This is a genomic window from Tsukamurella sp. DT100, assembly GCF_049844855.1.
Lineage (GTDB): Bacteria > Actinomycetota > Actinomycetes > Mycobacteriales > Mycobacteriaceae > Tsukamurella.
Genome location: NZ_JBNCLV010000006.1, coordinates 125,326 through 151,081 on the forward strand (window position 1 = coordinate 125,326; position 25,756 = coordinate 151,081).

Below are 25,756 nucleotides of genomic sequence, written 5' to 3' on the forward strand. Positions count from 1 at the left end.
TATCGGTGCCCCCGAGCAGGTCGGAGGCGTGGATGTCGGCACCGCCGACGGGTTCGATGCCAGCCTAACCAATCGGTAACGACCCGCGCGCGTCGCGCCCGAGAGGTATAGCGTCGATGATTGTGAGTGCTCGCAACGCAACGCCGGCGCGAACCCCGACGACGGTCCCGATCGCAGGCGAAGCCGCCTACCAGGAGGGCCTCGCGCGGCTCCGCGACAGCTATCGCGCCATCCCGCCGAACGCCCGGGTCCGCCTGGCCAAGAAGACCTCCAACCTGTTCCGGGCCCGCGCGGCCACGGACGCCCCCGGGCTCGACGTCTCCGGCCTCGCCTCGGTCATCTCCATCGACCCCGAGGCCCGGACCGCCGACGTGGGCGGCATGTGCACGTACGAGGACCTCGTCGCGGCGACGCTGCCCTTCGGCCTCGCCCCCACCGTCGTCCCGCAGCTGAAGACGATCACGCTCGGCGGCGCGGTGAGCGGCATGGGCATCGAGTCGAGCTCGTTCCGGGCCGGGCTGCCGCACGAGGCGGTGCTGTCGATGGACATCCTCACCGGCAGCGGCGAGGTGATCACCGCGACGCCGGACGGGCCGGACGCGGAGCTCTTCTTCGGCTTCCCCAATTCGTACGGCACGCTGGGCTATTCGACGCGGCTGACGATCGCCCTGGAGCCCGTCACGCGGTACGTGGAGCTGCGGCACGTGCGCTTCCACACGCTGGACGACCTGCAGGAGGCGATGGCGGACATCGTCGATGCGCGGGAGTACGACGGCGAGCCCGTCGACTACCTCGACGGGGTGGCCTTCTCCGCGACGGAGTCGTACCTGATCCTCGGCCGCAAGACCGACGAGCCCGGCCCGCTCAGCGACTACACGGGCCGGGAGATCTACTACCGTTCGATCCAGCACGCCGACGGGGTGAAGCGCGACCGGCTCACCACGCACGACTACCTGTGGCGCTGGGACACCGACTGGTTCTGGTGCTCCCGCGCCTTCGGAGCGCAGAATCCGAAGATCCGGCGCGCGTGGCCGAAGCACCTGCTGCGCAGCAGCTTCTACTGGAAGCTGGTGGCACTGGACCGCAAGTGGGACATCGGCGACCGGCTCGCCGCACGCAAGGGCGAGCCGCCCGGCGAGCGGGTGGTGCAGGACATCGAGGTGCACATCGACGAGATCGTCGACTTCCTCGAATGGTTCTTGGACGAGATCCCCATCGAGCCGATATGGCTGTGCCCGTTGCGATTGCGTGAGCCGCTGCCGCCCGGCGCGGATCCGGACCGGCCGTGGCCGCTGTACCCGTTGGAACCCCGCGAGACCTACGTGAACGTCGGTTTCTGGTCCGCGGTCCCGAAGCAACCCGGCCAGATCGAGGGCCGGGCGAACCGCCTGATCGAGGAGAAGGTGTCGGAGTTGGGTGGACACAAGTCCCTCTACTCCGAGGCCTTCTACGAGCGCGCCGAGTTCGACGAGCTCTACGGCGGAATCCACTTGGAGAAGTACAAGTCCCGCTACGACCCGGAGGATCGTCTGCTGGGGCTGTACGACAAGACAGTCAGGAGGCAGTGAATTGACGCGATCCACTGAGCATCTCCCCAAGCTCAGCCTCGCCGAGATCATCGAGAAGGTGGCGGGCGGGAAACTCGCCATCCGGGTGAAGGCCTACGACGGCTCGTCGGCCGGCCCGGACGACGCGGCCTACGGCCTCGACCTGCTCACCCCGCGTGGAACCACCTATCTCGCAACCGCACCCGGCGACATGGGCCTCGCCCGCGCCTACATCGCGGGCGACCTGGAACTGACCGGCGCGCCCCCCGGCGACCCGTACGAGGCACTGCGTGCGCTCTCGGACGACCTGAAGTTCGCCAAGCCGGGGCCGCGGCTGATCGCACAGATCGCACGCTCGGTGGGCGCGGAGCACATGATCCCCATCGCGCCGCCCCCGCAGGAGGCGATCCCGCGCTGGCGGCGGATCGCGGAGGGTCTGCGGCACAGCAAGTCCCGCGACGCCGACGCGATCCACCACCACTACGACGTCTCCAACCGGTTCTACGAGCTGGTGCTCGGACCGTCGATGACCTACACCTGCGCGTGCTACCCGGATGCCGAGGCGACGCTGGAGGAGGCGCAGGAGAACAAGTACCGCCTCGTCTTCGAGAAGCTGCGCCTCAAGCCCGGCGACCGGCTGCTGGACGTCGGCTGCGGCTGGGGCGGCATGGTGCGCTACGCGGCCCGGCGCGGCGTGCACGCCATCGGCGCGACGCTGTCCAAGGAGCAGGCGGAGTGGGCGCAGGCCGCGATCGAGGCCGAGGGCCTCGGCGAGTTCGCCGAGGTGCGCTACAGCGACTACCGCGACGTGCCCGAGGGCGACTTCGACGCGATCAGCTCCATCGGTCTCACCGAGCACATCGGCGTGCACAACTACCCGGCGTACTTCACGTCGCTGCGCGAGAAGCTGAAGACCGGTGGGCTGCTGCTGAACCACACGATCACGCGGCACGACAACAAGCTGTCGGGCAAGGGCGGCCAGTTCATCGACCGCTACGTCTTCCCCGACGGTGAGCTCACCGGTTCCGGCCGGGTGATCGCCGCGATCCAGGACATCGGCGGGATGGAGGTGCGGCACGAGGAGAACCTCCGCGAGCACTACGCCCTCACCCTCGCCGCGTGGTGCCGCAACCTCGTCGAGAACTGGGACGAGGCCGTCGCCGAGGTGGGCCTGGGTACCGCGCGCGTCTGGGGCCTGTACATGGCCGGTTCACGGCTGGGCTTCGAGCGCAACGTCGTCCAGCTGCACCAGGTGCTCGCGGTGAAGCTGGACCCGAAGGGCGGGGCGGGCGATCTGCCGCTGCGCCCCTGGTGGGACGCGTAGGGCTTCAGCCCCGGAAGTACTTCACCACGAGCACTCCGCGCTCCGGGTACAGGAAAGCCCGCACGGTGCCGGGCTCGACGGCCACGTAGGCGTCGAGCCCGGTGCTCGTGACCCCGGCACCCGGATCTCCCAGTGCCTCGGAGACGTCGGGCCGCCCGCCAGCGGGCGTATCGCCCGCCGCCGCGCGCAGTCCTCGCACCACGCCTGGGTCGTCCACGACGACCACGGCGTCGAGCCACGTAGCGTTCGGCCCGGGCACGCGCTCGTCCCCGCGGATCCCACCGACCCAACGGGCTGTGAACCGGTCGCCGATGTTCTTGACCCGCTTCTGAATCGGCGCGATATCCGTCCGGACCGTCGGTTCCGGCGCGGGGCTCGACGGAGCACATCCTGCCAACGCGGTCGCGGCCAATGCGGCCGCAAGTAGTCGCCGCGACCTCGCCATCAAATCGGACGGGCGCCGAGTTCGTTCTTGAGGAGCTCGAGGGCGATCTCGTCCGGGTCGCGGCGCGGGGCGGCTGTGCCGCCCGAGGCGGCGTCCTCCCGGTGCGCCGCGTCGATCATCTCCTCCTCGGAGATCTCCTCGACCGGTGCCGGCTCGGGGTCCGGCTCGGGCGGAAGCGGGATGTCGTCGTGGTGCGACGGTGCGCGGTTCTCCCGGCCCGCCGGCCGTGAGTCCGGTCGTTGATCGCCCGCGCGGCTGCGCCGCTCGAAGGTGGGCGGCGCCTTACGCGGCTCGCCGGACGGACGCTGCTGCTGTGCCGGCGCCGCCGCGGCCGCACTCTGCGGGCGGGCGCTACCGTCGCCGACCTCGACGTTCCACTGCGTGCCGAAGACCTCGCGGACGGCGTCGCGCAGGTTGCCGACGTGCTGCTGATCGCTGAACCTGCTCAGCAGCGCGGGAATCGGCAACGCGAGATGCAGGACGTCGCCGGCGAGGCCGAGCACCTGGACGTTCGGCATCAGCGCGAACGTCACCGTGCTGCGGTCCTTGACCGCCCGCAGCACCTTGGGCCACGCCGTGCGGACCTCGTCCACGGACGGGCCCGACGGCGCCTGCGCCGCGGCGGCGGCCGGCTCGGGCTCCGCGGCACGTGGTGGCGCGGCCTCGGCCGGAGGGGCCTGCGGGGCGGGCTCCGCAGCAACTGCCTGCGGGGCGGGCTCGGCCGGAGGGGCCTGCGGCGCGGGACGCGGCGGCGCAGCGGTTTCCGGGTCCGGCTCGGGCCGGTGCAGCACGGGCTCGGATTCGCCGGGCTGCGCGGGCTCGGCCGCAGTGGCGGGCTCCGGTTCGGCGACGACGGCGGCCTCGTGCTCGGCCGCAGCAGTAGGCTCCGGCTCGGCCGGGGCGGCGGGAGGCGCGGGCTCTGCGGGCGGGGTGACGGCGACCGGCGCAGCCGGTTCCGGGGCGACGGGCGCCGGTTCCGGCGCGGGCGGTGCCGCCGGAGCCACTGCGGACGCAGCGGCCGGGGCCGATTCGGCGGGGGCCTCCGGCTGCCGCTGGCTGGGCCGGACGAAGCGGGACGGCGGACCGTCGGACGGCGGAGTGCTGCCGGCGGCGGGGCTCGGCGGGCCCGGCGCCGCGGCGGGCGTCGCAAGGGCGGGCGCGGCACCGTCGACGGGAGCACCCGCGGGGCGGCGCTCCAGCGCCTCGATGCGCTGCAACAGGGCGGCCTGCGAGTCGTCCGCGGCGGGGAGCAGCATGCGGGCGCACATGACCTCGAGCAGCAGGCGCGGCGACGTGGCGCCGCGCATCTCGGCGAGCGAGGCGTGCGTGACCTCGGCGCAGCGCGTGAGGGTGGCGAGGCCCAGCTTCGCCGCTTCCCCGCGCATGGTCTCGAGCACGTCCTCCGGCACGTCGATGAGGCCGCGGTCGGCGGCGTCGGGGACGGTGTGCAGGAGGATCAGGTCGCGGAGGCGCTCCAGCAGGTCGGTGGCGAAGCGGCGGGGGTCGTGCCCGGCCTCCATCACCTTCTCGACGGCGCCGAAGAGGGCCGCGCCGTCGGCAGCGGCGAGCGCGTCGACGGCGGCGTCGATGAGCGCGGTGTCGGTGACGCCGAGCAGGCCGAGGGCGCGCTGGTAGGTGACGCCCTCCGGCCCGGCGCCGGCGAGCAACTGGTCCATGATCGACAGCGAGTCACGCGGCGAGCCGCCGCCGGCGCGGATGACCAGGGGGTACACCTGCGGCTCGACCGTGACGTGCTCGGCGCCCGTGATCTTCTCCAGCAGCGGCCGCATCACATTGGGCGCGAGCAGCCGGAACGGGTAGTGGTGCGTCCGGGAGCGGATGGTGGTGAGGACCTTCTCCGGCTCCGTGGTGGCGAAGATGAAGATGAGGTGCTCCGGCGGCTCCTCGACGATCTTCAGCAGCGCGTTGAAGCCCTGCGGCGTGACCATGTGCGCCTCGTCGACGATGAAGACGCGGTAGCGCGACTCGGCCGGGGCGTAGAAGGCGCGGTCGCGCAGCTCACGGGCATCGTCGACGCCGCCGTGGCTGGCGGCGTCCATCTCGGTGACGTCGAGGTTGCCGGGCCCGCCGGGCGCGAGCGCGACGCACGAGTTGCAGACGCCGCAAGGCGTGCTGGTGGGGCCCTGCTCGCAGTTCAGCGAGCGGGCCAGGATGCGGGCCGACGAGGTCTTGCCGCAGCCGCGGGGGCCGGAGAACAGGTAGGCGTGGTTCACCCGGCCGGAATCGAGCGCGGTGCTCAGTGGCTCGGTGACGTGCTCCTGCCCCACGACCTCGGCGAACGTCGCTGGACGGTACTTGCGGTAGAGAGCCACGGTGCCAGGTTACCGGCAGGGTCCGACAGCGGCGCAGCTCGCTCCAGCACCGTCCGCGCGTCCGCCGGGCCGTGCCGTCAAGGTCGCTCGTCGGCCTGGGGCGGGACTGAGGGGAACCGACCCGACGGGGGCGGCGGATCCGCGGGGAACTGCCCGGTGTGGTGCGGCGGGACCGCGGGGAACTGCCCCGTCGGATACGGGGGCGGGGGCGCGAACTGCCCCGGTCCCGGGCCCGGGACCGGCGGCTGCGGCGGGCGGGCGCCGCCGAGGCGGTCGGCGAAGGACATCGCGAGCAGCATGCAGAGCGAGACGAACAGGACCAGGACGTAGGCCGGGTGCACCTGCACCGCGACCAGACCCAACAGCATGAGCACACCCCAGATGCAGCAGCTGGCGACGCGGGCCGGGAGCGACCCGCGCGCGACGAAGACGGAGAGGCCGATGAGCGGCACGAACAGGAGCGCGACCTGGATCAGCGTGGGCGCCAGCAGGATGAACATCATCCCGCCGAAGCCGAGGTCGTCCTCGTAGTCGTCCCCCATCGACGAGTACGACGACATCCACCAGATCACGAGCCCCACCAGGGTGAGCGCGGCGATCATCGCCTGGATCAGCGCGAGCGCGCGATAGATGCGCGGAATCGGTACGGCGTTCGGATACATGCGGGCCCTCCCCCTCGACGTTTGCGTCTGCACCCACGGTAGCGGGCGGACCGTCGGCGGAGAAGGGCGAAAGCCGCGTGCGGCGACCCGGAAGGAATCCGGGCCGCCGCACAGTCGGTGGTGCTACTTCTTGTCGCGGTCCAGGCCCAGGACATCCGTGATGTAGAAGAACGGGTCGGTCTGGTCGGTGAGGCCGACGACGTTGGCGGCGCCGGGGCCGTACGCGGCGATGCGGACCTGGCCGCCGGTGTGCTGCTCCTCGCCCGGCTCGAGCGAGGTGCCGTAGTTGACGGTGAGCAGGCCGCCGTCCTTCGTGTTCAGCGTGCGGGTCAGGCCGGGCGTGACGGTGCCCGCCTCGATGATCTGGCTGGTGTGCGCGTGATCGCCGGTGACGATGACGAGGGTGTCCTTGTCCTGCTTGGCGAACTCGAGCGCCGCGGTGACCGCCTCGGAGAGCTGGACCGTCTCGCCGATCTGGCCGCAGGGGTCGGCGTCGTGGTTGGCCTTGTCGACGGATCCGGATTCCACCTGGAGGAAGAAGCCCTTGTCGCCCTTGAGCAGGTCGATGGCCTTCTTCGTCATCGACGCGAGCTTCGGGGTGGCGCCGAAGGCGGGGTTGGGCGCGCAGGTGACGGCGGGCTCTCGGCCGCCGTCCTTGGTGGCGGTGGCCTTGTCCCACAGGCGCGGGAGGTTGCCGTCGGCGAAGACGCCGAGCACCGGCTTGTCCTGGTTCGCGGTGCTGATCGCGTCGAGCTCGGAGCCCGACCGCACGATCTGGTAGCCGCGCTCCTTGGCCTGCGCCTCGAGCGTCTTGTCCCGGTACTCGCCGCCGGTCGCGGTCTCCTGGAAGGTCTTCCAGCCGCCGCCGAGGGTGACGTCGGCACGGGCCGCGATCAGCTGCTCCGTGATCGACCCGAGGCCGCCGTTCTCCAGCGCGTCCGAGCTGCACTTCTCCTTGGTGGCGACGGGGCCGTAGCACTTGCGCTGGGCCACGTGCGCGACCTGCACGGCGGGGGTGGCGTCCTGCAGCTCGGTGGTGGTGACGTTGCCGGTCTTGCGGCCGTTGGCCCGGGCGATCTCGAGGATCGAACGCTGCGGCTTGCCGTTCACGTCGACGCCGACGGCGCCGTTGTAGGTCTTGGTGCCGGTGGACCACGCGGTGCCGGACGCGGCGGAATCGGTGGTGTAGTCGGGCTTCTTCGTCGTCTTGTCCAGCGCGTACGTGGTGTAGTCGCCCGACAGCGGCAGCTCGTCGATGCCGGGGATCTTCCCGCCCGCGCCCCACTGGTAGTCCCGGGCGAGGGTCAGCTCCTGGTTGGCGGTGCCGTCGCCGATCACGAGGATCACGTTCTTGGCCTTGGAGCGCTGGATGGACTCGGCGATGGCCTGCGTCTGGTCGCCGGCCAGGCGCTTAGCGCCGCCGTGCGTGGTGATGTCGCCCGCGGCCTGGCGGTTGATCTCCACCTTCGAGGCCGTGTCGCCGGACGTGCCGGGGCCACCGTCGTTGCTCCCGCACGCGCCGACCACGCCGAGAACCGCCACCGCGCTGACGGCGAGCGCCGTCCGAGCCTTGCCCCTACCGAGATTCGTCATTGCTGCAGCGAAACATGCGCATGTGAACATAAGTCCATGCGCGGGTGAACTTTCCGTGATCGCGGCTAACGAACCCGCTCGGCGCGCCCGATCATCGCCTGCGCGAGCGCCGAGCCGAACAGCAGGCCGAGGGCGAGGGCGCAGATCACGGCCGCCACGTCCACGACGGTACGCGCGCCCTGTTCGGGATCGATCCCCACCGACGTGACGGACAGCAACCCGAGGCTGCCCGGCACCAGCACCCAGAACGCCGGCAGGAAGACCACCAGACGCGGCAACTGCGGCCGCACGTACGCGACCAGCGAGGCGCCGAGGCTGCCCGCGATCGCCCCGAGGAAGCCGCCGAGCACGGCGCCGGAGACGTGCTGCCCCGCGAGCTGCGCCCCGAACGCGGCCGCCACCACGAGGCCGATCGCCGGGAACAGCCGCATCGACGCGCCCTCGTTGAGGCACACGCCCACGCAGATCAGCGCGAGCCCGACGGGCGGGCCCCACCAGCCGAGCTGGTTCACCCGCTCGTTGACCATCAGCTCCGGCCCGACGCCCAGCGCGGTCGTCGCGGCGAGGATGCCCAGCGAGAACATCAGCAGCTGGACGGTCCCGAAGGTGAGGCGGGCGCTGCCCGCGACCATCGCGCCGGCCGCGAGCTCCGACATCCCCGTCACCATGAGGGCGCCCGGAAGCAGAACCGCGAGCGGCGCGAGGAGGGTGCGCAGCGGACCGTCGAGCCAGCCCGCCTGCGCGGCCGCGAAGACCCCCGCGCCCACCGTGAAGGCGGCGATCGTGGGCAACAGCGTCGCGGCCAGCCGCACCCGGCCGGCCAGCTTGACCAACAGCATCACGACGACACCGCCGATCGCCGCGGCCGCGATGTTGGGCCAGCCGGGCTGCAGCAGCATCGCGATGCCGACGGCGATCACCGGCCACGAGACGTCCTGCACCCACTGGGGGTAGTGGTGCGGCAGCGAGCGCAGGGTGCCGAGTCGCGCGAAGGCCTCGTCGACGGAGAGCGTCCGGGCGACGAGGCCCCTGCGCACGTCGGCGACGACGGCCGACTGGTCGAGCCGCATCGGCCCGTCGACGGACTCGAAGGTCGCGGCGGCGCCCGGCTCCAGGCCCAGCGTGAGCCCGGTGGGGGTGGCGCCGATCTGCGCGAGCGGGTGCCCCATCGCGGTGGCGACGCTCTTGAGCTCGTCCTCGACCTCGTGCACGGGCTGGCCGCCCGCGATCATCGCGGCGCCGAGGTAGGCGAGCAGGCGGCGGTCGTCCTCGACCCGGTCAGGCTGCACGGGCGGCCGGCTCCGCGCTCGCCGGCACGGACCCGTCCGTGCTCCGCAGGTACCAGGCCGATCCGATCAGGGTCGCGACGAAGATCCACACGTAGGCCCCGCCCGCGAGGGCCTTGAGCACCGGGTTGTCCATCGGCCGCAGGAAGATGCCGATCGCGTAAGTGTCGTGGACGTCGTCGACCCCCGTCGGCTGCAGCGTCGGGAAGTAGGTGACCCAGATGAAGGTCGCGGCGACGAGTCCGGCGGCCGCGACCAGCGCGAGCACCCGCCGGCGCGGGTCGTCGGTGAGCATCGCCAGGGCGAGGAGGAGCACCAGCAGCGGCACGATCCACACCCAGTGGTGGCCCCACGAGAAGGGCGAGACCGCGCACGCCGTGAGCCCGACGACGGTGACCGCGAGCAGCACCACCCCACGCCGGTACGCCCAGGCCGCGACCGCGAGGCCCGCGAGGGCCGCGGGCACGGCGACCGCCAGCCAGACGACCGTCGACGGCTTCTCCGCGTTGGTGAGGTAGGCGATGAGACCGTTGATGGACTGGTTGCCCACCTGGTTCGGCTCGCCCACGCGGTTCGCGTCGAGGAACGTGCCCGACCAGTACTGCCACGACTGCTGCGGGATCACGATGAAACCGATCACGACGGTGCCGGCCAGCGTCGCCAGAGCCGTGCGGGACTCGCGCCACTGCCGGGTTACGACGAGGTAGGCGAGGAAGAACAGCGGCGTGAGCTTGATGCCGGCGGCGATGCCGATGCTGAAGCCCTTGAACCGCGCGCCCGGGGGCCGGCCGAGGTCCCACAGCAGGAGCAGCATGAGGAAGACGTTGATCTGGCCGAACCACAGCGTGGTTCGGACCGGCTCGAGCACCGTCGCGACCAGCGTCAGGCAGATCGCGGCGAACCAGACCCGGCCGTCGCGCACGAAGCCGACCAGCCGGAAGGCGATGAGGATGCAGGCGAACAGCGCCAGCATCACGGCGATGGACCACACCCACCGCAGCACGTCGGTCGACATCCAGCTCAGCGGCACGAACAGCACACCGGCGAACGGGGTGTAGGTGAAGGGCAGGATCTCGTTGAGCAGCGGACCGTCGTACAGCCCGTCGCCCCCGTGCGCGACGATCTCGCCGCCCTTGCGGTAGACCTCGGCGTCGATCTGGTTGTGGAACAGCCCGTACATCGGCGTGGAGAACGGGATCCGGACGAACTGCTGCCAGACGGCCACGCCCGCGGACACCGCGAAGAGGGCCAGCACCCACCACTGCCGGGGGAACCGCCGGCTGTTCTCGTCCGCCACCGGCGCGATCCTCCTGCTCAGGCGCGGCCCCTATTCGGGCTGCGACATCAGCTTTTCAGCAGAAGCCAAGAGTACACAGGTCGCCACGCCGTCCATTGCGGTCTCAAGCTCCGCGATGGACGGGAAGGTCGGCGCGAGCCGGATGTTGCGGTCGTGCGGGTCCTCGCCGTGCGGGAAGGTGGCGCCGGCGGCGGTCAGGGCGATGCCCGCCTCCTTCGCCAGTGCGATGGTCCGCTTCGCCGTCCCGTCGAGCACGTCGAGGCTGATGAAGTAGCCGCCCGTCGGCTCGCTCCAGGACGCGACCTTCGCCGCCCCGAGCCGGTCCTCGAGGATCTCCAGGACGCGCGCGAACTTGGGCGCGATGAGGTCGCGGTGCTTGCGCATGTGCGCGCGCACGCCCTCGGCGTCGCCGAAGAACCGGGCGTGCCGCAGCTGGTTGACCTTGTCCGGGCCGATCGAGGTCAGGCCCGTGTACTTGCCGTACCAGGCCAGGTTCTCGGCGGAGGCGCCGAAGAAGCTGACGCCGGCGCCCGCGAAGGTGATCTTCGAGGTGCTGGCCAGCACGTACGGCCGGTTCGGGTGGCCGGCCTCGGCGGCCAGGCCCAGGATGTCGGGGTCCGACGGTGCGTCGCCCACCAGGGCGTGCACGGCGTAGGCGTTGTCCCAGAAGATCCGGAAATCGGGCGCGGCGGTCGGCATCGACGCCAGCTCGCGGGTGACCTCCTCGGAGAACACCGAGCCCGTCGGGTTGGAGAACTTCGGCACGGCCCAGATGCCCTTGATCGCGGGATCGTTCGCGACGAGCTCCTTGACGACCGCCATGTCGGGGCCGTCGGGGTTGAGCGGCACCACGATCATCTCGATGCCGAACTCGGCGGTGATCGCGAAGTGCCGGTCGTAGCCGGGCGCGGGGCAGAGGAACTTCACCGTCTCCTCGGCGCCCCACGGGCGCTCGCCGTCGACGGTGCCGTGGATCCACGCCAGGGTGATCAGGCGGTGCATGATCTCCAGGCTGGAGTTGTTCTGCGCGTACAGGTTCGCGACGGGGATGCCGAGCAGCTCACCGAAGATGGCGCGCAGCTCGGGCAGGCCGGCGAGGCCGCCGTAGTTGCGGGTGTCGGTGCCGTCGGCGGCGCGGTAGTCGCCCTCGCCGGGCAGCGCGAGCAGCGCGTTCGACAGGTCCAGCTGGTCGGGGGCGGGCTTGCCGCGGGTGAGGTCCAGCTTCAGCCCCTGCGCCTTCAGCGTCTCGAACAGCCCCGTCAGCTTCGCGTGGACGTCGGCGAGTTCGGACTGACTCAGGGACACGTACGTGGACATCGGATGCGCCTCCGGCGGAATTCGGGCCCGGACATAAAGGGGACTCCGCGCACCCGCCAGAGCCCGTTGACCCTTGCTGCGTTCCCGCCCTGGGGGAGTTCACAGGATGGACGCCGCGCGGAGTCCGTGGACCACTATACGGGTCCGGGCTGGTTTGGGTCGACGGGGGCCTTCGTCTACAGTGGTCCACGGAGGATTCGCCTAGTGGCCTATGGCGCTCGCCTGGAACGCGGGTTGGGTTAATAGCCCTCAGGGGTTCAAATCCCCTATCCTCCGCAGATCAGGGGCGGTTTCCGAGCAATCGGAGGCCGCCCCTGAGTCATTCCCACCCCGATCGACCGGCGAAAACCACCGCTCTTGCCTGCTGCCCCTGGTCATCGCAGGGACCACGGCTGCCACCGGCGGTCTGGGCGGGCATCGAGGAGCGCGGCGGCCGCACGTCGTTCGTCGGTCATCGCCACATAGGTCGTGCCGTCCTCGGACGCTCCCCTGGCAGGGTCTTCGATCCTGTATCCGACCGTGCACCTCTCGCCCGGCACGTCCCAGTCCGTGTCCGACTCGATCGCCTCGTTGAACCTTCCCGCTGCGACCGCGAGCACCAAGTGCTCGATGTCCTCAGCGCAGGTCTCCCACGTCTCATCGCACGCATCGCACGAACACCTGGGGAAGTCGACGTGGTGAGCAAGCCCCGAATCCACCTCCACCGACGGATAGTCGGTGAGACGGAACCGCAGGGACGCCCGACCATCGCCGGAGGGTGTCAGCCTCCATGCTCTGATCGTCGAGCAGTTCCATCCGGTGTCATCGAAATCGAAGGGCGTGCTCGTGACCTCGTACGTGCTCACCAGGTGGTCGATGAGCGCTTCAGCAACGAGCAGCAGGGGCTCGAACCTGTCCAGGTTGCTCGTGCGGGTATAGCTGTCGTCGGGCGGGGACTCGACACCCCAGCGATTCCCGTAGTCGATCACCGCGCCCGACTCGTCGCGGTACACCTGCTCAGGCACCGACGGTCTCACGTAGCCGTTCACACTCGTAACCCTATGGCGCGACAGCGCGCCGTCGCGATGAGTTTTCCTTCGGAACGTCGACCTCGCGGAGCGAAACTGCCTAGATGTGTCGCACTGCCGCCGGCGGGAGAGTGAGCACGCTCAGACCCTCGACCGTCTCGACCCCGTGCCTCAGCGAAATCGTCACGCGCTCGTCCGCGGCTTGAACCAGGTCCGCGTCGATCCACAACTCGGTAGGCAAGTCCGAGGCAGGGGTGTCGGGATACAGATCGAGTGCGGTCAGAACGGGCACCTTCTCGCTGATCCGATGCGTCCGACCGTCCGCGTCCGTCACCTCCACCTCGACCCAGCCTGGGTATCCATCCCAGTGCCACCGCACAATGCTGACGCGCGTCGCCGAGATGCCTACGGTCGGAGAATCTGCTGGAACCACATCACCGCTGGCAACGGACACATATGCGAACCACGGGAACTCATCAGGGGTCACCTGGAACCGCTCGCCGCGCTCGATGCGCGCACCCTCCTCCCGCGCGTGAGGGCAGATCACATCGAGGACCGACTCTGCCATCTTCCGCGCATCCGCCTCCGTGACATCGGCAGCCAGGTGGCGCACTCGTCGATCGTTCAGGGGCTCGTTCGGATGCTCGACTTTCCACTGCTCGGCGAGGGCTTCATGCGAAGGTTCATCGGCGGCGGCGTCCACAAACTCGAACCGAGGTGCCGATTCACCCGAAGCGGCGGTTACCGCTTCGATCACACGGGTCTCATCACCCGGTCGGATAAGCACATCGAACAGAACACGGCTCTCGCTCATGACAGCGAACCTATCGAGACCGCGGGCGCGAACGCATCGGGACTTCCACCCACTTCGACCCGTCGCGGACGTCGCGATGATGCCCATCGCCACGGACGAGTTGGCCACTGGTTCGGTACTGCGATCAGCCGTCGAGGGCGAGGGCGGCGTCAGCCAGCTTGGGGATCAGGGTGTTGCGGTAACCGCGCTCGGCGGCGTTGCGGGCGAACAACTGCTGTCGATCGTCGACGTCGAAGCCCGACATCGTCAGGACCACACGGGTGCCCTTCCCCTCCGGAACCAGCCGCCAGTCCACGATCCAGCGCGCGGGCCGGGCGGCGCGGAGGTCGGTGTAGCTGTGCGTGAAGCGCTCGCCGGCGACGGCGGCGGTGACCTCGCAGGACACCTCCCCGGGCGGATCCGACGGGATCTCGAGAATGAACGTCGTGCCCTCCTCGGGCCGGAGCCCGACGGACCGCACCAGCCACTGCTCGACGATCTCGGGCTCGGTGAGCGCCCGCCACACCACGGCGGGCGTGCAGGGCACGAAGCGGTCCAGTTCCACGATCGCCGGGTCGCGCTCCATCTCGAACACGGGACCAGTACAGCACGGTCCCGTCCTGCGCCCCGAGGGCTTCGGTGCTGCCAGACTGGGGCGGAACGAGGGGAATGCGATGACCGACGACCGATTCCGCAGCGACGAGGGTGCCGGCGCGGTGCGCGACGAGTACGACCGGCTGCTGTCGGCGTACCTGCCGGACGTGGAGCGCACCGTCGTCGACGGGACGCACGTCCTCAGTGCCGGGCCCGACGGTGCGCCCGCGGTCGTACTCCTGCACGGCTCGGGCGGCACGTCGCTGAACTGGGCGACGGAGATCCCGCTGCTGGCGCATTCCCACCGCGTGCACGCCCTGGACCTCCCCGGCGAGCCGGGCGGCACCGTCGTCGAGCGGCTGCCGCTGGAGCCCGGGGCGCACGCCGCGTGGCTCGCGGGCGTGACCGACGCCCTGGGCGCTCCGTACGCCGCGGCGATCGGCGAGTCCCTGGGCGGCTGGGTGGCGCTGGACTACGCCACCGAGCACCCGTCGCGCGTGCGGTCGCTGGGCCTGCTGGTGCCGGGCGGGCTCGGGCCGCGCCGGACGGCTCCGCTCCTGGTCGCGGGCCTGCTGAGCCTGCTGGGCGCGCCCGGCCGGCGGGCCGCGATGCGCTACTTCACGGGCTGGACGCCGTCGGACGAGCCGGGCCTCGAGCGCGACCTCGCCGCCTTCAGCGACCTCACGTTCCGGGCGTTCCGGCCGCGCACCGACGGCCTGCCCGTCTTCGCCGATGAGGCCCTGGGCCGGATCACCGCGCCGGTCACCGCCGCGTTCGGTGGCCGGGACAAGATGCTCGACGGTCCGCGGGCCGCCGCGCATGCGCGGACGGTCTTCGGCGACGACGCGGTGACCCTGCTGCCCGGCGCGGGGCACCTGCTCCCCGACCGCGCGAACCGAGCGCTGGCGGCCGCGGACCGGTAGCCGCCTGCGGGCGATTGAGTTCGCAAGCACAACGAGACGAGTCGTGCGAAACTGAGCGCAACCTGAACACGAGAGGTCGCCCCGTCATGCGCGATACCGCCCGCAAGCTCGGATACGCCCTGGTCGCAGTACTCGGTGCGATCGCCCTCACCTTCGTCTCCGCGGTCGCCTGGGCGGCCACGACGGTGCTCGTCGTCCCCGGGACGGGGACGAAGGACCCGTCGAAGGTGACGGGTTACCAGGAGAACGTCATCGGCTACTACGTGCAACCGACCGGCGCGTGCGGGGCGACCGCCTGCGTCGCGAAGCCGGTGCCCTACATCGCCGAGTTCTGGCCGATCCCGCTCGAGGGCTGGGGCGGGCTCGAGGGAGCGAAGTGGGACGACTCGGTCGCGAGCGGCGTGACGAGCCTGAACGAGCAGTACGCCGCCGCCGACAAGGACTCCCCGATCGTGATCTTCGGGTACTCCCAGGGCGGCACCGTGGTCACGGCGGTGAAGAAGCAGCTGGCCGAGAACGGCGGCATCCCCGACAACGTCTCCTTCGTGGTCATCGGCAACGCCAGCCGCCCCAACGGCGGCCTGTTCACCCGGCCGTCCTTCCTCGGGCACATCCCGATCCTCGACGTCACCTTCGGAACCGGCACCCCCACGAACACCGGCACCCCGACCCGCCCGATCAACACCACCGACGTGGGCTTCCAATACGACGGCGTCACCGACTTCCCCAAGTACCCGGCGAACCTGCTGGCGACCGCGAACGCGCTCGCCGGGTTCTGGTACGTGCACGGGAAGATGCTGGCTCCCAAGGGCTCCAACGCCCCGTCCGCCACGCCGATCGGCTACACCCCGGACGAGGTCCGCGCGGCCGTCGAGGCGGCCACCGCGAACTGCACCGCCGGAAACCACTGCCAGGTCAGCGGCGACACCCGCTACGTGACGCTGCCGGCGAAGATCCTTCCGCTCATGCTGCCGCTGCTGGATCTGGGTAAGGCCACGGGCACCACCGGACTGGTGACGCCCTTCGTCGATCTGGTCTCGCCGGTGGCCCGCGTGCTGATCGAGACCGGTTACGACCGTCGCGATTACGGCGCCGCGAGCCCCTTCGGGCTGTTCCCGGTGATCGACCCGCTGCGCCTCGGCGTGGACCTGATCGGCGCCGCCGTGCAGGGCATCGGCCAGGCCACGACCGGCACCGGCGACGCCTCGAAGTTCCTGGCGCCGAAGCCGACCGCCCCCGCAGCGACTGACGCCGCGGACACGGCCGCGTCGAAGACCACGGAGACCTCCGCGCCGCAGACGACGCAGGAGCAGTCGCCGGTGCTGCAGCTCGTGAAGACCGCGGAGCCGAAGACCACGGAGCCGCAGTCCGATCCGTCCCCGACGACCGCACCGACCGGCACCGTCGGGACGAGCGCGCCGAGCACGACGGCCGAGCAGACCACCGAGCCGGCAGCGAGCGCGACGGAGAAGACCACGGCGCCGACGGCGACCGAGCCGAAGACCGAGACCTCCGAGCCCGCCGCGGACGCGCCGACGGTGGCGGCGTCCGCAGCCTGAGCGACTACTCGCCCGAGAAGAAGGCGGCGGTCCGCTCGCCCTGCGCGAGAGCCCGATCCGCTGGCACGCCGGCGGCGATCGTGGCCTCGGCCCACGCCTTCGCCGACGCCGCGACGAGGTTCTTGGCGGCGGGCGTCGCGAAGAACGCCTCGGCGTCCTCCGGGCGGTCCTGCCCGGTGGTGAGGAGTGCGTTCAGGCCCAGGAACGCGAGGTCCCAGCCGACGCCGGTGGCGCCGGGGCCGAACTGCTCGTAGAAGTCCCGCACGTTCTCGCCCGAGTGGGTGAGCGTCAGGCGCGCGCCGTCACCGTCGGGCTCGACGACGACCTCGACCTGGGAGGTGCCGCCCATGATCTCCCAGGAGACGAGGTAGCGGTGCGGGGCGTCGCATTCGAGGACGGTGCCGGCGGCGTTGCCCTCCACCTGGAAGCGGCCGCCCAGGGCGAGCTCCCCGTGGACGGGCGCGAACCAGCGCGGGAGGCGCTCGGCGCTGGTCACCGCGTCCCAGAGGTCGGCGACGTCGGTGGGATAGGTCTGGCTGAGCGAGCCGGAGACGTAGACGTCCCCCTCGCCGCTGTCGCGCACCTCGGCGCGCCGGGTGACCGCTGCGGGCTGGGCCGCGGCGAGATCGTCGATGTCGTAGGTCATGATTCGTCCCTCTCGGTAGCCGTTCGGCGCGCCTTCTTGCCGCGCGAGATCTCGGTCCCCAGGGCCCACAGCTTGGGCTCCCAGAAGTGCCGGAACGGGACCAGCCAGTCGTCGACCTCCCGCAGGGGTTCGGGCTGCACCGCGTACAGGCGGCGCGTCCCCTCCGGCCGGACGGTGACGAATCCCGCTTCCCGCAACACCTTCAGGTGCTGCGAGACCGCGGGCTGACTGATGCCGAAACGTGCACGCACGTCGTCGCTCAGCTCGCCCGCCGAGAGCTCGCCCTGAGCGAGGAGCTCGATCAGGTGGCGGCGGACGGGATCACCGAGGACGTCGAAGGCGTGCACGAGATCGAGTATTTCACTTTGGACTTATATAAGTCAAGAATGAAATACCCGGAATCCGGGAAAGGGCTGGTCGCGCTACCCGACGGTGACCGTGATCGTACGCTCGGCGGTGGGCTCGCTCAGCTTGGTGGTGTCGACCTTGAGCACCTCGAGGCTGTCCTGCAGACCGTTGGCGAGGATCTTCGCCTTGAGCTGGAACGGCGTCTTCGGGCCCGCGATCCCGGCCAGGCCGAAGTCGCTGTCGTTGGCGATGAACAGCGTCTTGCCGCCGTCGGGCGAGGCGAGGCCCTCCACCTTGTCGTGGCCGAAGAACGTCCCGGCGGGGTTGAGCTTGTCGACCAGCCTGCTGAGGTCGAGGGCCACCGACTTGCGGACCGGGGTGATGCCCGCGCCCTTGAGCGCGGCCTCCGCCTCCGCGGTGCCGGTCACGCCGGCAATGGTCTCGGGGTTCTGCTCGCCGAGCACGGTCGCGCCGTCGAGACTGATCCGGTAGATCGTCTTGTTCGCCTTGGGCGCGGTCTTCCCGTCGCGCTCGTCGACGAGGAACTCCGTGTTCGAGATCGCGGTGATCTCGGAGACGGCCTTCTTGGTGTCCTTCGGGTTGTCCAGGAGGTAGGCGTACTGCTGGACGGCCTTGGTGGCGAGGTCGATCGCGACGATCCGCGTGACAGGCACCTCCTTGGCGTTGCCGCTCAGGCCGGGAACGTTCAAGGCGGACTGCATGATTCCCACGAGCCGCTTGCCGTCGGGGGTCACCGTCAGGCCCTCCATGCCCTGGTTGGGCGTGCGGCTGCGGAGGACCTCGGGCAGGCCCTTGCCGGGCAGGAGGCGCTCGAGCTCCTGGCCGTTGGCGTCGAAGTGGACGAGGAAGGGGCCGTACTCATCCGAGACCCAGAACGAGCCGTCGGGCAGGGCGACGAGGCCCTCGGAGTCGATGCCGTGGTCGGTGGGCGGGAGCTCGGCGCCGTCGAGGTCGAGCATCTTCTCACCCGTGGGCGCGGCGGTGTCGTTACGTCCGTTGAGCGGTCGGCCGTCACGGCCCTTGAGAGTGATGACGCTCTGCAGGACCGCGGCGCCGTCCTCGAGCTTGAACCGGCCGATCTGCGGGGTGAAGTCCGGCGTGGCGGCGATCTTCTCGTCCTTGCCCGGGCCGTCGACGTTGGGCCCGCGGTCGGTGAGGCCGTAGAACTCGCCGGGCGCGCCAGGGACCGGCGTCCACGACGAGCCGTAGCCGCTGCCGTCGATGGAGACGCCGCCGACGGTGGCGAGCGGCGGGATGTCCGACGAGTACAGCGCGACCGCCGGCGAGACGACGGCCTTCAGCTCCACCGAGCCGGTGAAGCCCGCCTTGGGCTTGAAGACGAGGGCGCCGCCCTTCGCCGCCTCGACGGTGCCGTCGGCCGTCGGCTTGACGTCGACGACCGCGCCGCCCTGCGCGAGGCCTGCGAGCTGCGCCGCGGTGATGGTGAGCGGCGAATTCGTGCCGGTCTTGAGGTCGAGCTTGGCGGCGTCGTCTCCCCCACCCGAGGAGCAGGCGGCGAGCGAGCCGCCCGCGAGGACGGCGACGAGGGCAACGGCGAGGCGGCGGTTCGAGCGCATGCCCTGTGCTTACCAGACCCATATGAACCGTGCGTGGATCGCGCCGTCTGGGCGGGACCCGCCACGCATCAGTCGTCCGCAGCCACGATCAGGTGGAGCACTCGCGACCCGCGGTCGATGACGACGAACTCGTGGTAGCCGCTGCAGCCTACGATGCCGCCGAAATCATGGAAGGCCTCGTCCCCGGGCGGCCGGAGCTCGAACACGTCGCCCCCGGCGAACAGCGAGAGGACCTCGTCCCGCAGGGTGTCGCGGGTCTCGTCAGTGGGACCGGTGTAGCCGTCGCTCCACTCCTGGTCCACCGCCCACGACGTCACTGTGTCCACTGCGTCATCGGCCGCGACTCGCGTGAACATGGACGGCGCGAGGCGGTCGAGCCACCAATTGGCATGGCGCGAGGCGCCGGGATAGTCCATGCGTGCCGGGTCGAAGGGCGAGCAGTAGTCGTCGCGATAGGCGGACGTCGCCATCAGGGCGGCCAGCAGCTCGGCGTCGGTGGCGGCAGCCGTGATCACGAACGTCTTGAGGTCGACCCACATGTAGGTACCCCGGTCCATGTGGACGAGGGAGAAGTCTCGAAGAGTCAGCACCGACGGTTACAGCCTGTTGCCCTCGGCGTCCCAGTGCTCGGCGACCTTCTTGCTGGGCTGCACGCGCGGGGGCTCGCCGGGCATCTTGGGGTAGTCGGGCGGGTAGTTCAGCTCGACGGGGTGCTGCTCCCACAGGTCGAGCAGGGGCGTGAGGTCGTGCGCGACCTCGTCCATGTCGGCCCACGGGTTGCCGTCGGCGAGGCGCTCGGGGACGGTGAACAGGTTGAGCTCGTGCGGGTCCTGCAGCTCGGCGAGCGCGTCCCAGGTGACCGGGGTGGAGACGGTGGCGCCCTGCACGGCGCGCAGCGACCAGGCGGAGGCGATGGTGCGGTCGCGGCTGTTCTGGTTGTAGTCCACGAAGATCCGCTCCCCCCGCTCCTCCTTCCACCACGCGGTGGTGACGCCGCTGTCGCGCTTCTCCAGCTCGCGGCCGAAGGCGATCGCGGCGTGGCGCACGTCCACGAAGCCCCAGCGCGGCGCGATGCGGATGAAGACGTGCACGCCGCGGTTGCCGGAGGTCTTGCAGTACGCCCGGAGGCCGAGGTCGTCGGCGAGCTCGCGGGCGACGCCCGCGACCCGCACGGCGTCGCGGAAGTCGGTGCCGGGCTGGGGATCGAGGTCGATCCGCAGCTCGTCGGGGTGGTCGACGTCGGCGCTGCGCACCGGCCACGGATGGAAGGTGATGGTGCCCATCTGCGCGCACCACACCGGGATCGCGATCTCGGAGGGGCACAGCTCGTCGGCAGGGCGGCCGGACGGGAAGGCGATCCGCACCGTCTGCGCGTACTCGGGGGCACCCTTCATCATCCGCTTCTGATAGAAGCCGTCGGCGTCCTTGTCCTGCGGGCCCTGCGCGAGCCGGCCGCCGGGGTGGACGCCGCCGGGCCACCGCTCGAGGGCGGTGGGGCGGTCGCCGATGGCCGCGAGCAGCGGCTCGCCCACGGCCGCGAAGTACTGCGCCACCTGGAGTTTGGAGACCTCGGGGGTGAGGTCGGTGGCGGGATAGATGATCCGGTCCGGACTCGACACCCGGACGGGGCGGTCACCGTCGGGCCCGGGGACGATCACCTCGGCTGCCGGGGCCTTGGCCATCACTCACCCTCCTGCAGGACGTCGTCGAGGTCGTAGTTGACGGGGACCTCGAGCTGGTCGTAGCCGCAGCTCGACGGTTCGCGGTCGGGGCGCCAGCGCTTGAACTTGGCGGTGTGCCGCAGGCGCATGCCCTCCATCTGGTCGTAGTCGAACTCGACGACCAGCTCGGGGCGCACGGGCACCCACTCCCCCGTCTTCTCCGGGGTGGCCCAGCGATTCGGCTCGCCCTGGACGGAGTCGGCGATGCGCATGGGCTCGAGGAGCTGCAGGTACTCCTCCCGCTTGGCGGCGGTGAAGGCGCCGATGCCGCCGATCGGCAACAGCTGCCCGTCCTGGTAGAGGCCCAGCAACACCGATCCGACGGCGTTCGGCTGCGACTTGTGCGGACGGTAGCCGATGACCACCGCCTCGCCCGTGCGGGCGTGCTTGACCTTGATCATCTCGCGCTTGCCGGGCAGGTAGTGGCCGTCGATCCGCTTGGAGATCACCCCGTCGAGGCCCGCGCCCTCGAACCGCTCGAACCAGTCGGCGGCGGCTTCGGCGTCGGTGGTGACGCGGCTGATCTTGCAGGTCCCGGTGCCGGCGTACGCGGAGACGAGCACCTGGCGGCGGGCGCTGAAGGGCTTGCCGGTGAGGTCGACGTCGGCCATCGCGATCGCGTCGAAGCCGATGAAGATCGCCGGGGTCTCCTCCGAGAGCTTCGTGATGCGCGACTCGGCGGGGTGGATCCGCGCGGAGAGCGACTCCCAGTCGAGCCGCTTGCGGCCCTCGCGGTGCACGGCGACGGCGATCTCCCCGTCGAGCACGCAGCGCTCGGGGATCTCCTCCCGTGCGGCGGCGACGACCTCGGGGAAGTAGCGGCCGAGGTCCTTGCCGCTGCGCGAGCCGATGAACACCTCGTCGCCGTCGCGGAAGATCAGGGCGCGGAAGCCGTCCCACTTGGGCTCGTGGGAGTAGCCCTCGCCGGGCACCGCCTTCGCGGCCTTGGCGAGCATCGGATCGAGCGGCGGGTTCACGGGGAGGTCCACGCCTCGATCCTAGGCGCGAGCACCGACGAAACGCCCGAAAGCGGGACCCCGCACCCGCGGGGTCCCGCTGCGAGGATCCGTCAGCCCATGCTCTTCTGGCCGTCGATGGCCTCGCGGATGATGTCGGCGTGACCCGAGTGGTGCGCGGTCTCGGCGGCGACGTGCAGGAACACGCGGCGCACGGTCCAGAACACGCCGGCGGGCTGCCAGGGCGCCTCGGGCAGCTCGTACGAGGCGTCGAGGTCGAGGGTGCGCACCAGCTCATCGGTGCGGGCGGCCGCGGCGTCGAAATCGGCGAGGATGCCCGCGAGGGTCTCGCCCTCGGCGATCCGGAACTTGTCCGCCCACTGCGCGAGCACCTCGGGGCTGGGGTTCTCCCAGTCGACGTCCGCATAAGCGTTGTCGGGCTTGGCCTCCGCGAAATCGGCCCAGCTCTTCTCCACTTCTGCGCAATGCTTGATCAGTCCGCCCACGGTCAGCTCGCTGACGGTGCTGCGGGTGTTGGCCTGCTCGTCGGTGAGGCCCTCCGCCGTGTGGCGGAGGAACTGCCGGCGATCGGCGAGGAGGCTGAGGATGTCGGCGCGTTCGCCGGTGGCGGTCTGCTGCGTCTCGTTCATGAGATAAGACTATTGAGCCAAGTGCCAGTTTCTGTCCTCAATTGAAGGAATTCTGAAAGACATGGCGAACACGAGCTCCCGAACCCTGCGGCTGCTGTCCCTCCTGCAGACCCACCGCTACTGGCCGGGCTCCGAGCTGGCGGACCGGCTCGAGGTGTCGGTGCGCACCCTGCGGCGCGACATCGAGCGCCTGCGCGACCTCGGCTACCCCGTCTCCGCGTCCCGCGGCGTCGACGGCGGCTATCAGCTGGCGGCCGGCGCCGCGCTGCCGCCGCTGGTCCTCGACGACGAGGAGGCGGTGGCGATCGCCGTGGGCCTGCAGACCGCCGCGCAGGGCGGGATCGCGGGCATCGCCGAGACCTCGGTGCGCGCGCTGGGCAAGGTGGCCGCGGTGATGCCGCCGCGGCTGCGCAAACGTGTCGAGGCGCTGGGCGCCGTGACCCAGCCCGCCGTCCTCACCGGTGGCCCGGCCGTCGACCCGCGGATCCTCACCGGGCTCGCGGAGGCCTGCCGCGCGGAGGAGCGGATCGAGTTCGGCTACACCGCCGCCGACGGTGCGCGCACCGACCGCCTCGCCGAGCCGATGCGGCTCGTGCCGCTCGGGCGCCGCTGGTACCTCGTGGCCTACGACCTGTACCGGCACGACTGGCGCAGCTTCCGGCTCGACCGGATCAGCGGACCGTCGAGCACGGGCGTGCGGTTCCGGCCACGCGAGCTCCCCGCCGAGGACGCCGCCGCCTACGTCCGCGCGTCCGTCGGCCAGCGCACGCCCGCGCACCGGATCGAGTTCCACGTGGCCGCGCCCGTCGAGCACGTGCGGCCGCTCATCGGCCGGTACGCGCGCCTCGAGAAGGTGCCCGACGGCACCGTCGTGCGGATGGAGGCCGACACGCTGGACTGGCCCGCGATGGCGATCGCCGTGCTCGACGCGGAGGTCACCGTCGTCGAGCCGGCGGAACTGACGGCGCACCTCGCGCGCTGGGCCGGAAACCTCGCGCGCGTGCGCTCGTAAGCTGGGGCGGTGACAGCTGGACGGTACGCGCCGAGCCCGTCGGGCGACCTGCACGTGGGCAACCTGCGCACGGCCCTGCTCGCCTGGCTCTTCGCCCGCTCGACGGGGCGGGACTTCCTGATGCGCGTCGAGGACCTGGACTCCGGGCGCACGGCCGACGGTGCCGAGGCGCGCCAGCTCGCCGACCTCGCCGCGCTGGGCCTGGACTGGGACGGCGACGTGGTGCGCCAGTCGTCGCGGACGGAGCTCTACGCGGCCGCGCTGGAGCGGCTCGACGTCTACGAGTGCTACTGCACCCGCCGGGAGATCCTCGCCGCCCCGTCGGCGCCGCACGCCCCGGAAGGCGCGTACCCGGGCACGTGCCGCGATCTCACCGAGGCCGAGCGGGACGTGCGGCGGCGGGAGCGGCCCGCGGCGGTGCGCCTGCGCGCGACCGTCGACCGGTTCACGGTGACCGACGTGCTGCACGGCGAGTTCACCGGCGCCGTCGACGATGTCGTGCTCCGCCGGGGCGACGGGACGTACGCCTACAACCTCGCCGTCGTGGTCGACGACGCCGCGCAGGGCATCGACCAGGTGGTGCGCGGCGATGATCTGCTCTCCTCCGCGCCGCGGCAGGCCTACCTGACGAGCCTGCTGGGCGGTACGCCGCCGACTTACGCCCACGTGCCGATGGTGCTGGGGCCCACCGGCGTCCGGCTCGCCAAGCGCGACGGTGCCGTCACCCTCGCCGAGCGCGGCGGGCCGTCGGTCGTGCTGCCAGAGCTCGCCGCGAGCCTGGGGCTGCAGGGCCGCACGCCGCAGGAGATGCTCGACGGCTTCGACCCCGCGCGGCTACCGCGCGAGCCCTGGACGCTACCGCTCTGACGCGTGCCGCCCCGCGGGTGCCTGCCCCAGGCGGGGCCGCTCGCAGATCCGCGAGCCGTGCGCGCCGGGGACGCCGGCGCCGTGCCGAACGAGGTTGCCCGCCGCGACGCCGGAGGCGAACTCCCGCAGCCATCCCGGGGATCGGTTCGTCGTCGTCGGGGCCGCCCGGGTGCCGCCGAAGACCTTCCTCATCTGCTGAATCCTCATGTCCGAAACGCTATCCGGGGTGCGCCGCGCCGCCCAGGTCTGCGGTGCCGGAATTCCTCAAGATCCGGCCACGGGCCGGGCGGAGCTGCGGCCCACCTCGCTGCCGCGGAAGCGCTCGCGGTACGCCGTCGGCGCGAGTCCGGTCTGCCGCTTGAAGTGGTAGCGCAGCGTCTCCTCGGCGTCGAAGCCCGCCCGGCCGGTGATCACGGTGACGGAGTCGTTGGTGGTCTCCAACAGCCGCATGGCCCGGTAGACCCGTTGCCGCATCAGCCATTCCAGCGGCGCGATGCCGGTGTACTGCCGGAACCGGCGGTGCAGGGTGCGACGGGAGACGCCCGCACGGGCCGCCATGTCATCGAGTCCCCTGACCCCGCCGATGCCGTGCGCGAGGCCCTGGAGGAAGTCGGCGAAGCGCTTGTCCATGTCGGGCCGCAGGGTGTCGATGTTCACGAACTGCGACTGGTCGCCGTCGCGGTGCGGCGCGACCACCAGGCGGCGGGCGACCTCGTTCGCGGTGGCGGCGCCGTGGTCGGTGCGGATGAGGTGCAGGCACAGGTCGAGCCCCGCCGCGGAGCCCGCGCCGGTGAGCACCGGGCCGTCCTGGATGTACAGCTCCGACGGCGTGACGTGCACCCGCGGGAAGCGGTACTGCAGCAGCCCCGCGTGTCGCCAGTGCGTCGTGGCCCGCCGGCCGTCGAGCAGGCCCGCCGCGGCGAGCGCGAAGGCGCCGGTGCAGATGGAGACGATCCGCGCGTCGTTCGCCGCGGCCGCCCGCAGCGGCTCGTGCCACTCCGGATTCGAATCGATCCGCGGATCCGAGACCGCCGTGATGATGACGGTGTCGGCGCCCGCGATCTCGTCGAGGCCGTACGCCGGCCGCAGCACGGCACCGCCGAGCGTCCGCACGCCCTCGGCCGGCCCGCAGCCGCGCACGTCGTACCCGAGCGACGGGAGGTCGTTCCACTCGAAGCTCAGCGCCTCGAGCACGGTGCCGTACTCGAGCATCGTCATCCCGTCGCAGACGGGCAGCGCCACCACGTGGGACATGTCCGAATCCTACGGGGCGCCGGG

At 71.2% G+C, this 25,756-nt stretch carries 25 protein-coding genes, 1 tRNA gene and 1 other RNA gene; 7 read left to right on the forward strand and 20 right to left on the reverse strand.

The features are described from left to right. The first annotated feature begins 116 nt into the window (after nucleotides 1–116). Entirely contained in the window at nucleotides 117–1,568 is a 1,452-nt protein-coding gene (locus tag ACLQ3K_RS15845; RefSeq protein ID WP_426000635.1) for an FAD-binding oxidoreductase, read from the forward strand. A 1-nt stretch (nucleotide 1,569) separates the two neighbouring features. Next, the gene (locus ACLQ3K_RS15850; protein WP_426000637.1) at nucleotides 1,570–2,871 is read left to right on the forward strand and encodes a class I SAM-dependent methyltransferase; all 1,302 of its coding nucleotides are present in this window, start codon (nucleotides 1,570–1,572) and stop codon (nucleotides 2,869–2,871) included. Nucleotides 2,872–2,875: 4 nt separating this feature from the next. On the opposite strand, the gene ACLQ3K_RS15855 is transcribed toward ACLQ3K_RS15850, so the two are convergent. From ACLQ3K_RS15855 to ffs, 8 genes are all read right to left on the reverse strand, one after another. Then, a complete protein-coding gene (locus ACLQ3K_RS15855) occupies nucleotides 2,876–3,130 on the reverse strand; it encodes a hypothetical protein (protein WP_336670776.1) in 255 nt (84 codons plus the stop codon). Between the two features lie 185 nt (nucleotides 3,131–3,315). Further along, nucleotides 3,316–5,649: a DNA polymerase III subunit gamma and tau gene (locus ACLQ3K_RS15860; protein WP_426000639.1), complete on the reverse strand. Its 2,334-nt coding sequence runs from the start codon at nucleotides 5,647–5,649 to the stop codon at nucleotides 3,316–3,318. Between the two features lie 77 nt (nucleotides 5,650–5,726). Then, complete coding sequence (locus ACLQ3K_RS15865) at nucleotides 5,727–6,311, reverse strand: hypothetical protein (protein WP_426000641.1); 585 nt, start codon at nucleotides 6,309–6,311, stop codon at nucleotides 5,727–5,729. A 123-nt stretch (nucleotides 6,312–6,434) separates the two neighbouring features. Next, on the reverse strand, nucleotides 6,435–7,904 hold the full coding sequence (phoA, locus tag ACLQ3K_RS15870) for an alkaline phosphatase (RefSeq protein WP_426000643.1): 1,470 nt from the start codon (nucleotides 7,902–7,904) through the stop codon (nucleotides 6,435–6,437). Between the two features lie 65 nt (nucleotides 7,905–7,969). After that, nucleotides 7,970–9,193, reverse strand: a complete 1,224-nt coding sequence (locus ACLQ3K_RS15875) for a threonine/serine ThrE exporter family protein (protein WP_224647732.1) — start codon at nucleotides 9,191–9,193, stop codon at nucleotides 7,970–7,972. Continuing rightward, nucleotides 9,183–10,487: a glycosyltransferase 87 family protein gene (locus ACLQ3K_RS15880; RefSeq protein WP_426000645.1), complete on the reverse strand. Its 1,305-nt coding sequence runs from the start codon at nucleotides 10,485–10,487 to the stop codon at nucleotides 9,183–9,185. The genes ACLQ3K_RS15875 and ACLQ3K_RS15880 overlap by 11 nt, the downstream gene beginning before the upstream one ends. A 30-nt stretch (nucleotides 10,488–10,517) precedes the next feature. Beyond that, on the reverse strand, nucleotides 10,518–11,804 hold the full coding sequence (locus ACLQ3K_RS15885) for an aminotransferase class I/II-fold pyridoxal phosphate-dependent enzyme (RefSeq protein WP_426000647.1): 1,287 nt from the start codon (nucleotides 11,802–11,804) through the stop codon (nucleotides 10,518–10,520). A 34-nt stretch (nucleotides 11,805–11,838) separates the two neighbouring features. Next, nucleotides 11,839–11,933: signal recognition particle sRNA small type (gene ffs / locus ACLQ3K_RS15890), an RNA gene on the reverse strand. Nucleotides 11,934–11,994: 61 nt separating this feature from the next. Here ffs and ACLQ3K_RS15895 point away from each other — a divergent pair. Beyond that, nucleotides 11,995–12,080 (forward strand) — tRNA-Ser (locus tag ACLQ3K_RS15895). A 98-nt stretch (nucleotides 12,081–12,178) separates the two neighbouring features. Here the strand turns inward: ACLQ3K_RS15895 and ACLQ3K_RS15900 are convergent. The 3 genes from ACLQ3K_RS15900 to ACLQ3K_RS15910 form a co-directional block, all read right to left on the reverse strand. Then, on the reverse strand, nucleotides 12,179–12,832 hold the full coding sequence (locus tag ACLQ3K_RS15900) for a DUF6226 family protein (protein ID WP_426000649.1): 654 nt from the start codon (nucleotides 12,830–12,832) through the stop codon (nucleotides 12,179–12,181). Nucleotides 12,833–12,911: 79 nt separating this feature from the next. Beyond that, nucleotides 12,912–13,625 carry a hypothetical protein gene (locus ACLQ3K_RS15905; protein WP_426000651.1) on the reverse strand — a complete coding sequence of 238 codons (714 nt, stop codon included), beginning with the start codon at nucleotides 13,623–13,625 and terminating at the stop codon, nucleotides 12,912–12,914. Between the two features lie 124 nt (nucleotides 13,626–13,749). Then, a complete protein-coding gene (locus ACLQ3K_RS15910; protein WP_426000883.1) occupies nucleotides 13,750–14,190 on the reverse strand; it encodes an SRPBCC family protein in 441 nt (146 codons plus the stop codon). 88 nt (nucleotides 14,191–14,278) lie between these two features. On the opposite strand from ACLQ3K_RS15910, the gene ACLQ3K_RS15915 reads away from it, so the two are divergent. Together ACLQ3K_RS15915 and ACLQ3K_RS15920 are read left to right on the forward strand one after the other, a co-directional pair. Next, the gene (locus ACLQ3K_RS15915) at nucleotides 14,279–15,121 is read left to right on the forward strand and encodes an alpha/beta fold hydrolase (protein ID WP_426000653.1); all 843 of its coding nucleotides are present in this window, start codon (nucleotides 14,279–14,281) and stop codon (nucleotides 15,119–15,121) included. An 86-nt stretch (nucleotides 15,122–15,207) separates the two neighbouring features. Then, entirely contained in the window at nucleotides 15,208–16,680 is a 1,473-nt protein-coding gene (locus ACLQ3K_RS15920) for a PE-PPE domain-containing protein (protein WP_426000655.1), read from the forward strand. Between the two features lie 4 nt (nucleotides 16,681–16,684). Here the strand turns inward: ACLQ3K_RS15920 and ACLQ3K_RS15925 are convergent, their stop codons facing one another. The 7 genes from ACLQ3K_RS15925 to ACLQ3K_RS15955 all read right to left on the reverse strand — a co-directional run bounded on the left by ACLQ3K_RS15925 (nucleotide 16,685) and on the right by ACLQ3K_RS15955 (nucleotide 22,599). Continuing rightward, nucleotides 16,685–17,326, reverse strand: a complete 642-nt coding sequence (locus ACLQ3K_RS15925; RefSeq protein WP_426000657.1) for an SRPBCC family protein — start codon at nucleotides 17,324–17,326, stop codon at nucleotides 16,685–16,687. Continuing rightward, the gene (locus tag ACLQ3K_RS15930; RefSeq protein ID WP_426000659.1) at nucleotides 17,323–17,673 is read right to left on the reverse strand and encodes an ArsR/SmtB family transcription factor; all 351 of its coding nucleotides are present in this window, start codon (nucleotides 17,671–17,673) and stop codon (nucleotides 17,323–17,325) included. The genes ACLQ3K_RS15925 and ACLQ3K_RS15930 overlap by 4 nt, the downstream gene beginning before the upstream one ends. A 75-nt stretch (nucleotides 17,674–17,748) precedes the next feature. Further along, the gene (locus tag ACLQ3K_RS15935) at nucleotides 17,749–19,272 is read right to left on the reverse strand and encodes an esterase-like activity of phytase family protein (protein ID WP_426000661.1); all 1,524 of its coding nucleotides are present in this window, start codon (nucleotides 19,270–19,272) and stop codon (nucleotides 17,749–17,751) included. A gap of 68 nt (nucleotides 19,273–19,340) precedes the next feature. After that, entirely contained in the window at nucleotides 19,341–19,811 is a 471-nt protein-coding gene (locus tag ACLQ3K_RS15940) for a hypothetical protein (RefSeq protein ID WP_426000663.1), read from the reverse strand. Nucleotides 19,812–19,868: 57 nt separating this feature from the next. After that, nucleotides 19,869–20,954: a DNA polymerase domain-containing protein gene (locus ACLQ3K_RS15945; protein WP_426000665.1), complete on the reverse strand. Its 1,086-nt coding sequence runs from the start codon at nucleotides 20,952–20,954 to the stop codon at nucleotides 19,869–19,871. Next, nucleotides 20,954–21,982 (reverse strand): ATP-dependent DNA ligase, encoded by a 1,029-nt coding sequence (locus ACLQ3K_RS15950; RefSeq protein ID WP_426000667.1) that lies wholly within the window; start codon nucleotides 21,980–21,982, stop codon nucleotides 20,954–20,956. Before ACLQ3K_RS15950 ends, ACLQ3K_RS15945 begins: the two co-directional genes overlap by 1 nt. Nucleotides 21,983–22,062: 80 nt before the next feature. After that, nucleotides 22,063–22,599, reverse strand: a complete 537-nt coding sequence (locus ACLQ3K_RS15955; protein WP_224647744.1) for a DinB family protein — start codon at nucleotides 22,597–22,599, stop codon at nucleotides 22,063–22,065. 61 nt (nucleotides 22,600–22,660) lie between these two features. On the opposite strand from ACLQ3K_RS15955, the gene ACLQ3K_RS15960 reads away from it, so the two are divergent. Both ACLQ3K_RS15960 and gluQRS read left to right on the forward strand, forming a co-directional pair. Then, complete coding sequence (locus ACLQ3K_RS15960) at nucleotides 22,661–23,611, forward strand: helix-turn-helix transcriptional regulator (RefSeq protein WP_426000669.1); 951 nt, start codon at nucleotides 22,661–22,663, stop codon at nucleotides 23,609–23,611. Between the two features lie 9 nt (nucleotides 23,612–23,620). Continuing rightward, nucleotides 23,621–24,478 (forward strand): tRNA glutamyl-Q(34) synthetase GluQRS, encoded by an 858-nt coding sequence (gene gluQRS, locus ACLQ3K_RS15965; protein WP_426000671.1) that lies wholly within the window; start codon nucleotides 23,621–23,623, stop codon nucleotides 24,476–24,478. Here the strand turns inward: gluQRS and ACLQ3K_RS15970 are convergent. Both ACLQ3K_RS15970 and ACLQ3K_RS15975 read right to left on the reverse strand, forming a co-directional pair. After that, nucleotides 24,467–24,670: a hypothetical protein gene (locus ACLQ3K_RS15970; RefSeq protein WP_336670758.1), complete on the reverse strand. Its 204-nt coding sequence runs from the start codon at nucleotides 24,668–24,670 to the stop codon at nucleotides 24,467–24,469. The two genes, gluQRS and ACLQ3K_RS15970, sit on opposite strands and share 12 nt — an antisense overlap. A 72-nt stretch (nucleotides 24,671–24,742) precedes the next feature. Further along, nucleotides 24,743–25,732, reverse strand: coding sequence for a GlxA family transcriptional regulator (locus ACLQ3K_RS15975; RefSeq protein WP_426000673.1), 990 nt, complete (start codon nucleotides 25,730–25,732; stop codon nucleotides 24,743–24,745). Between the last annotated feature and the right edge of the window lie 24 nt (nucleotides 25,733–25,756).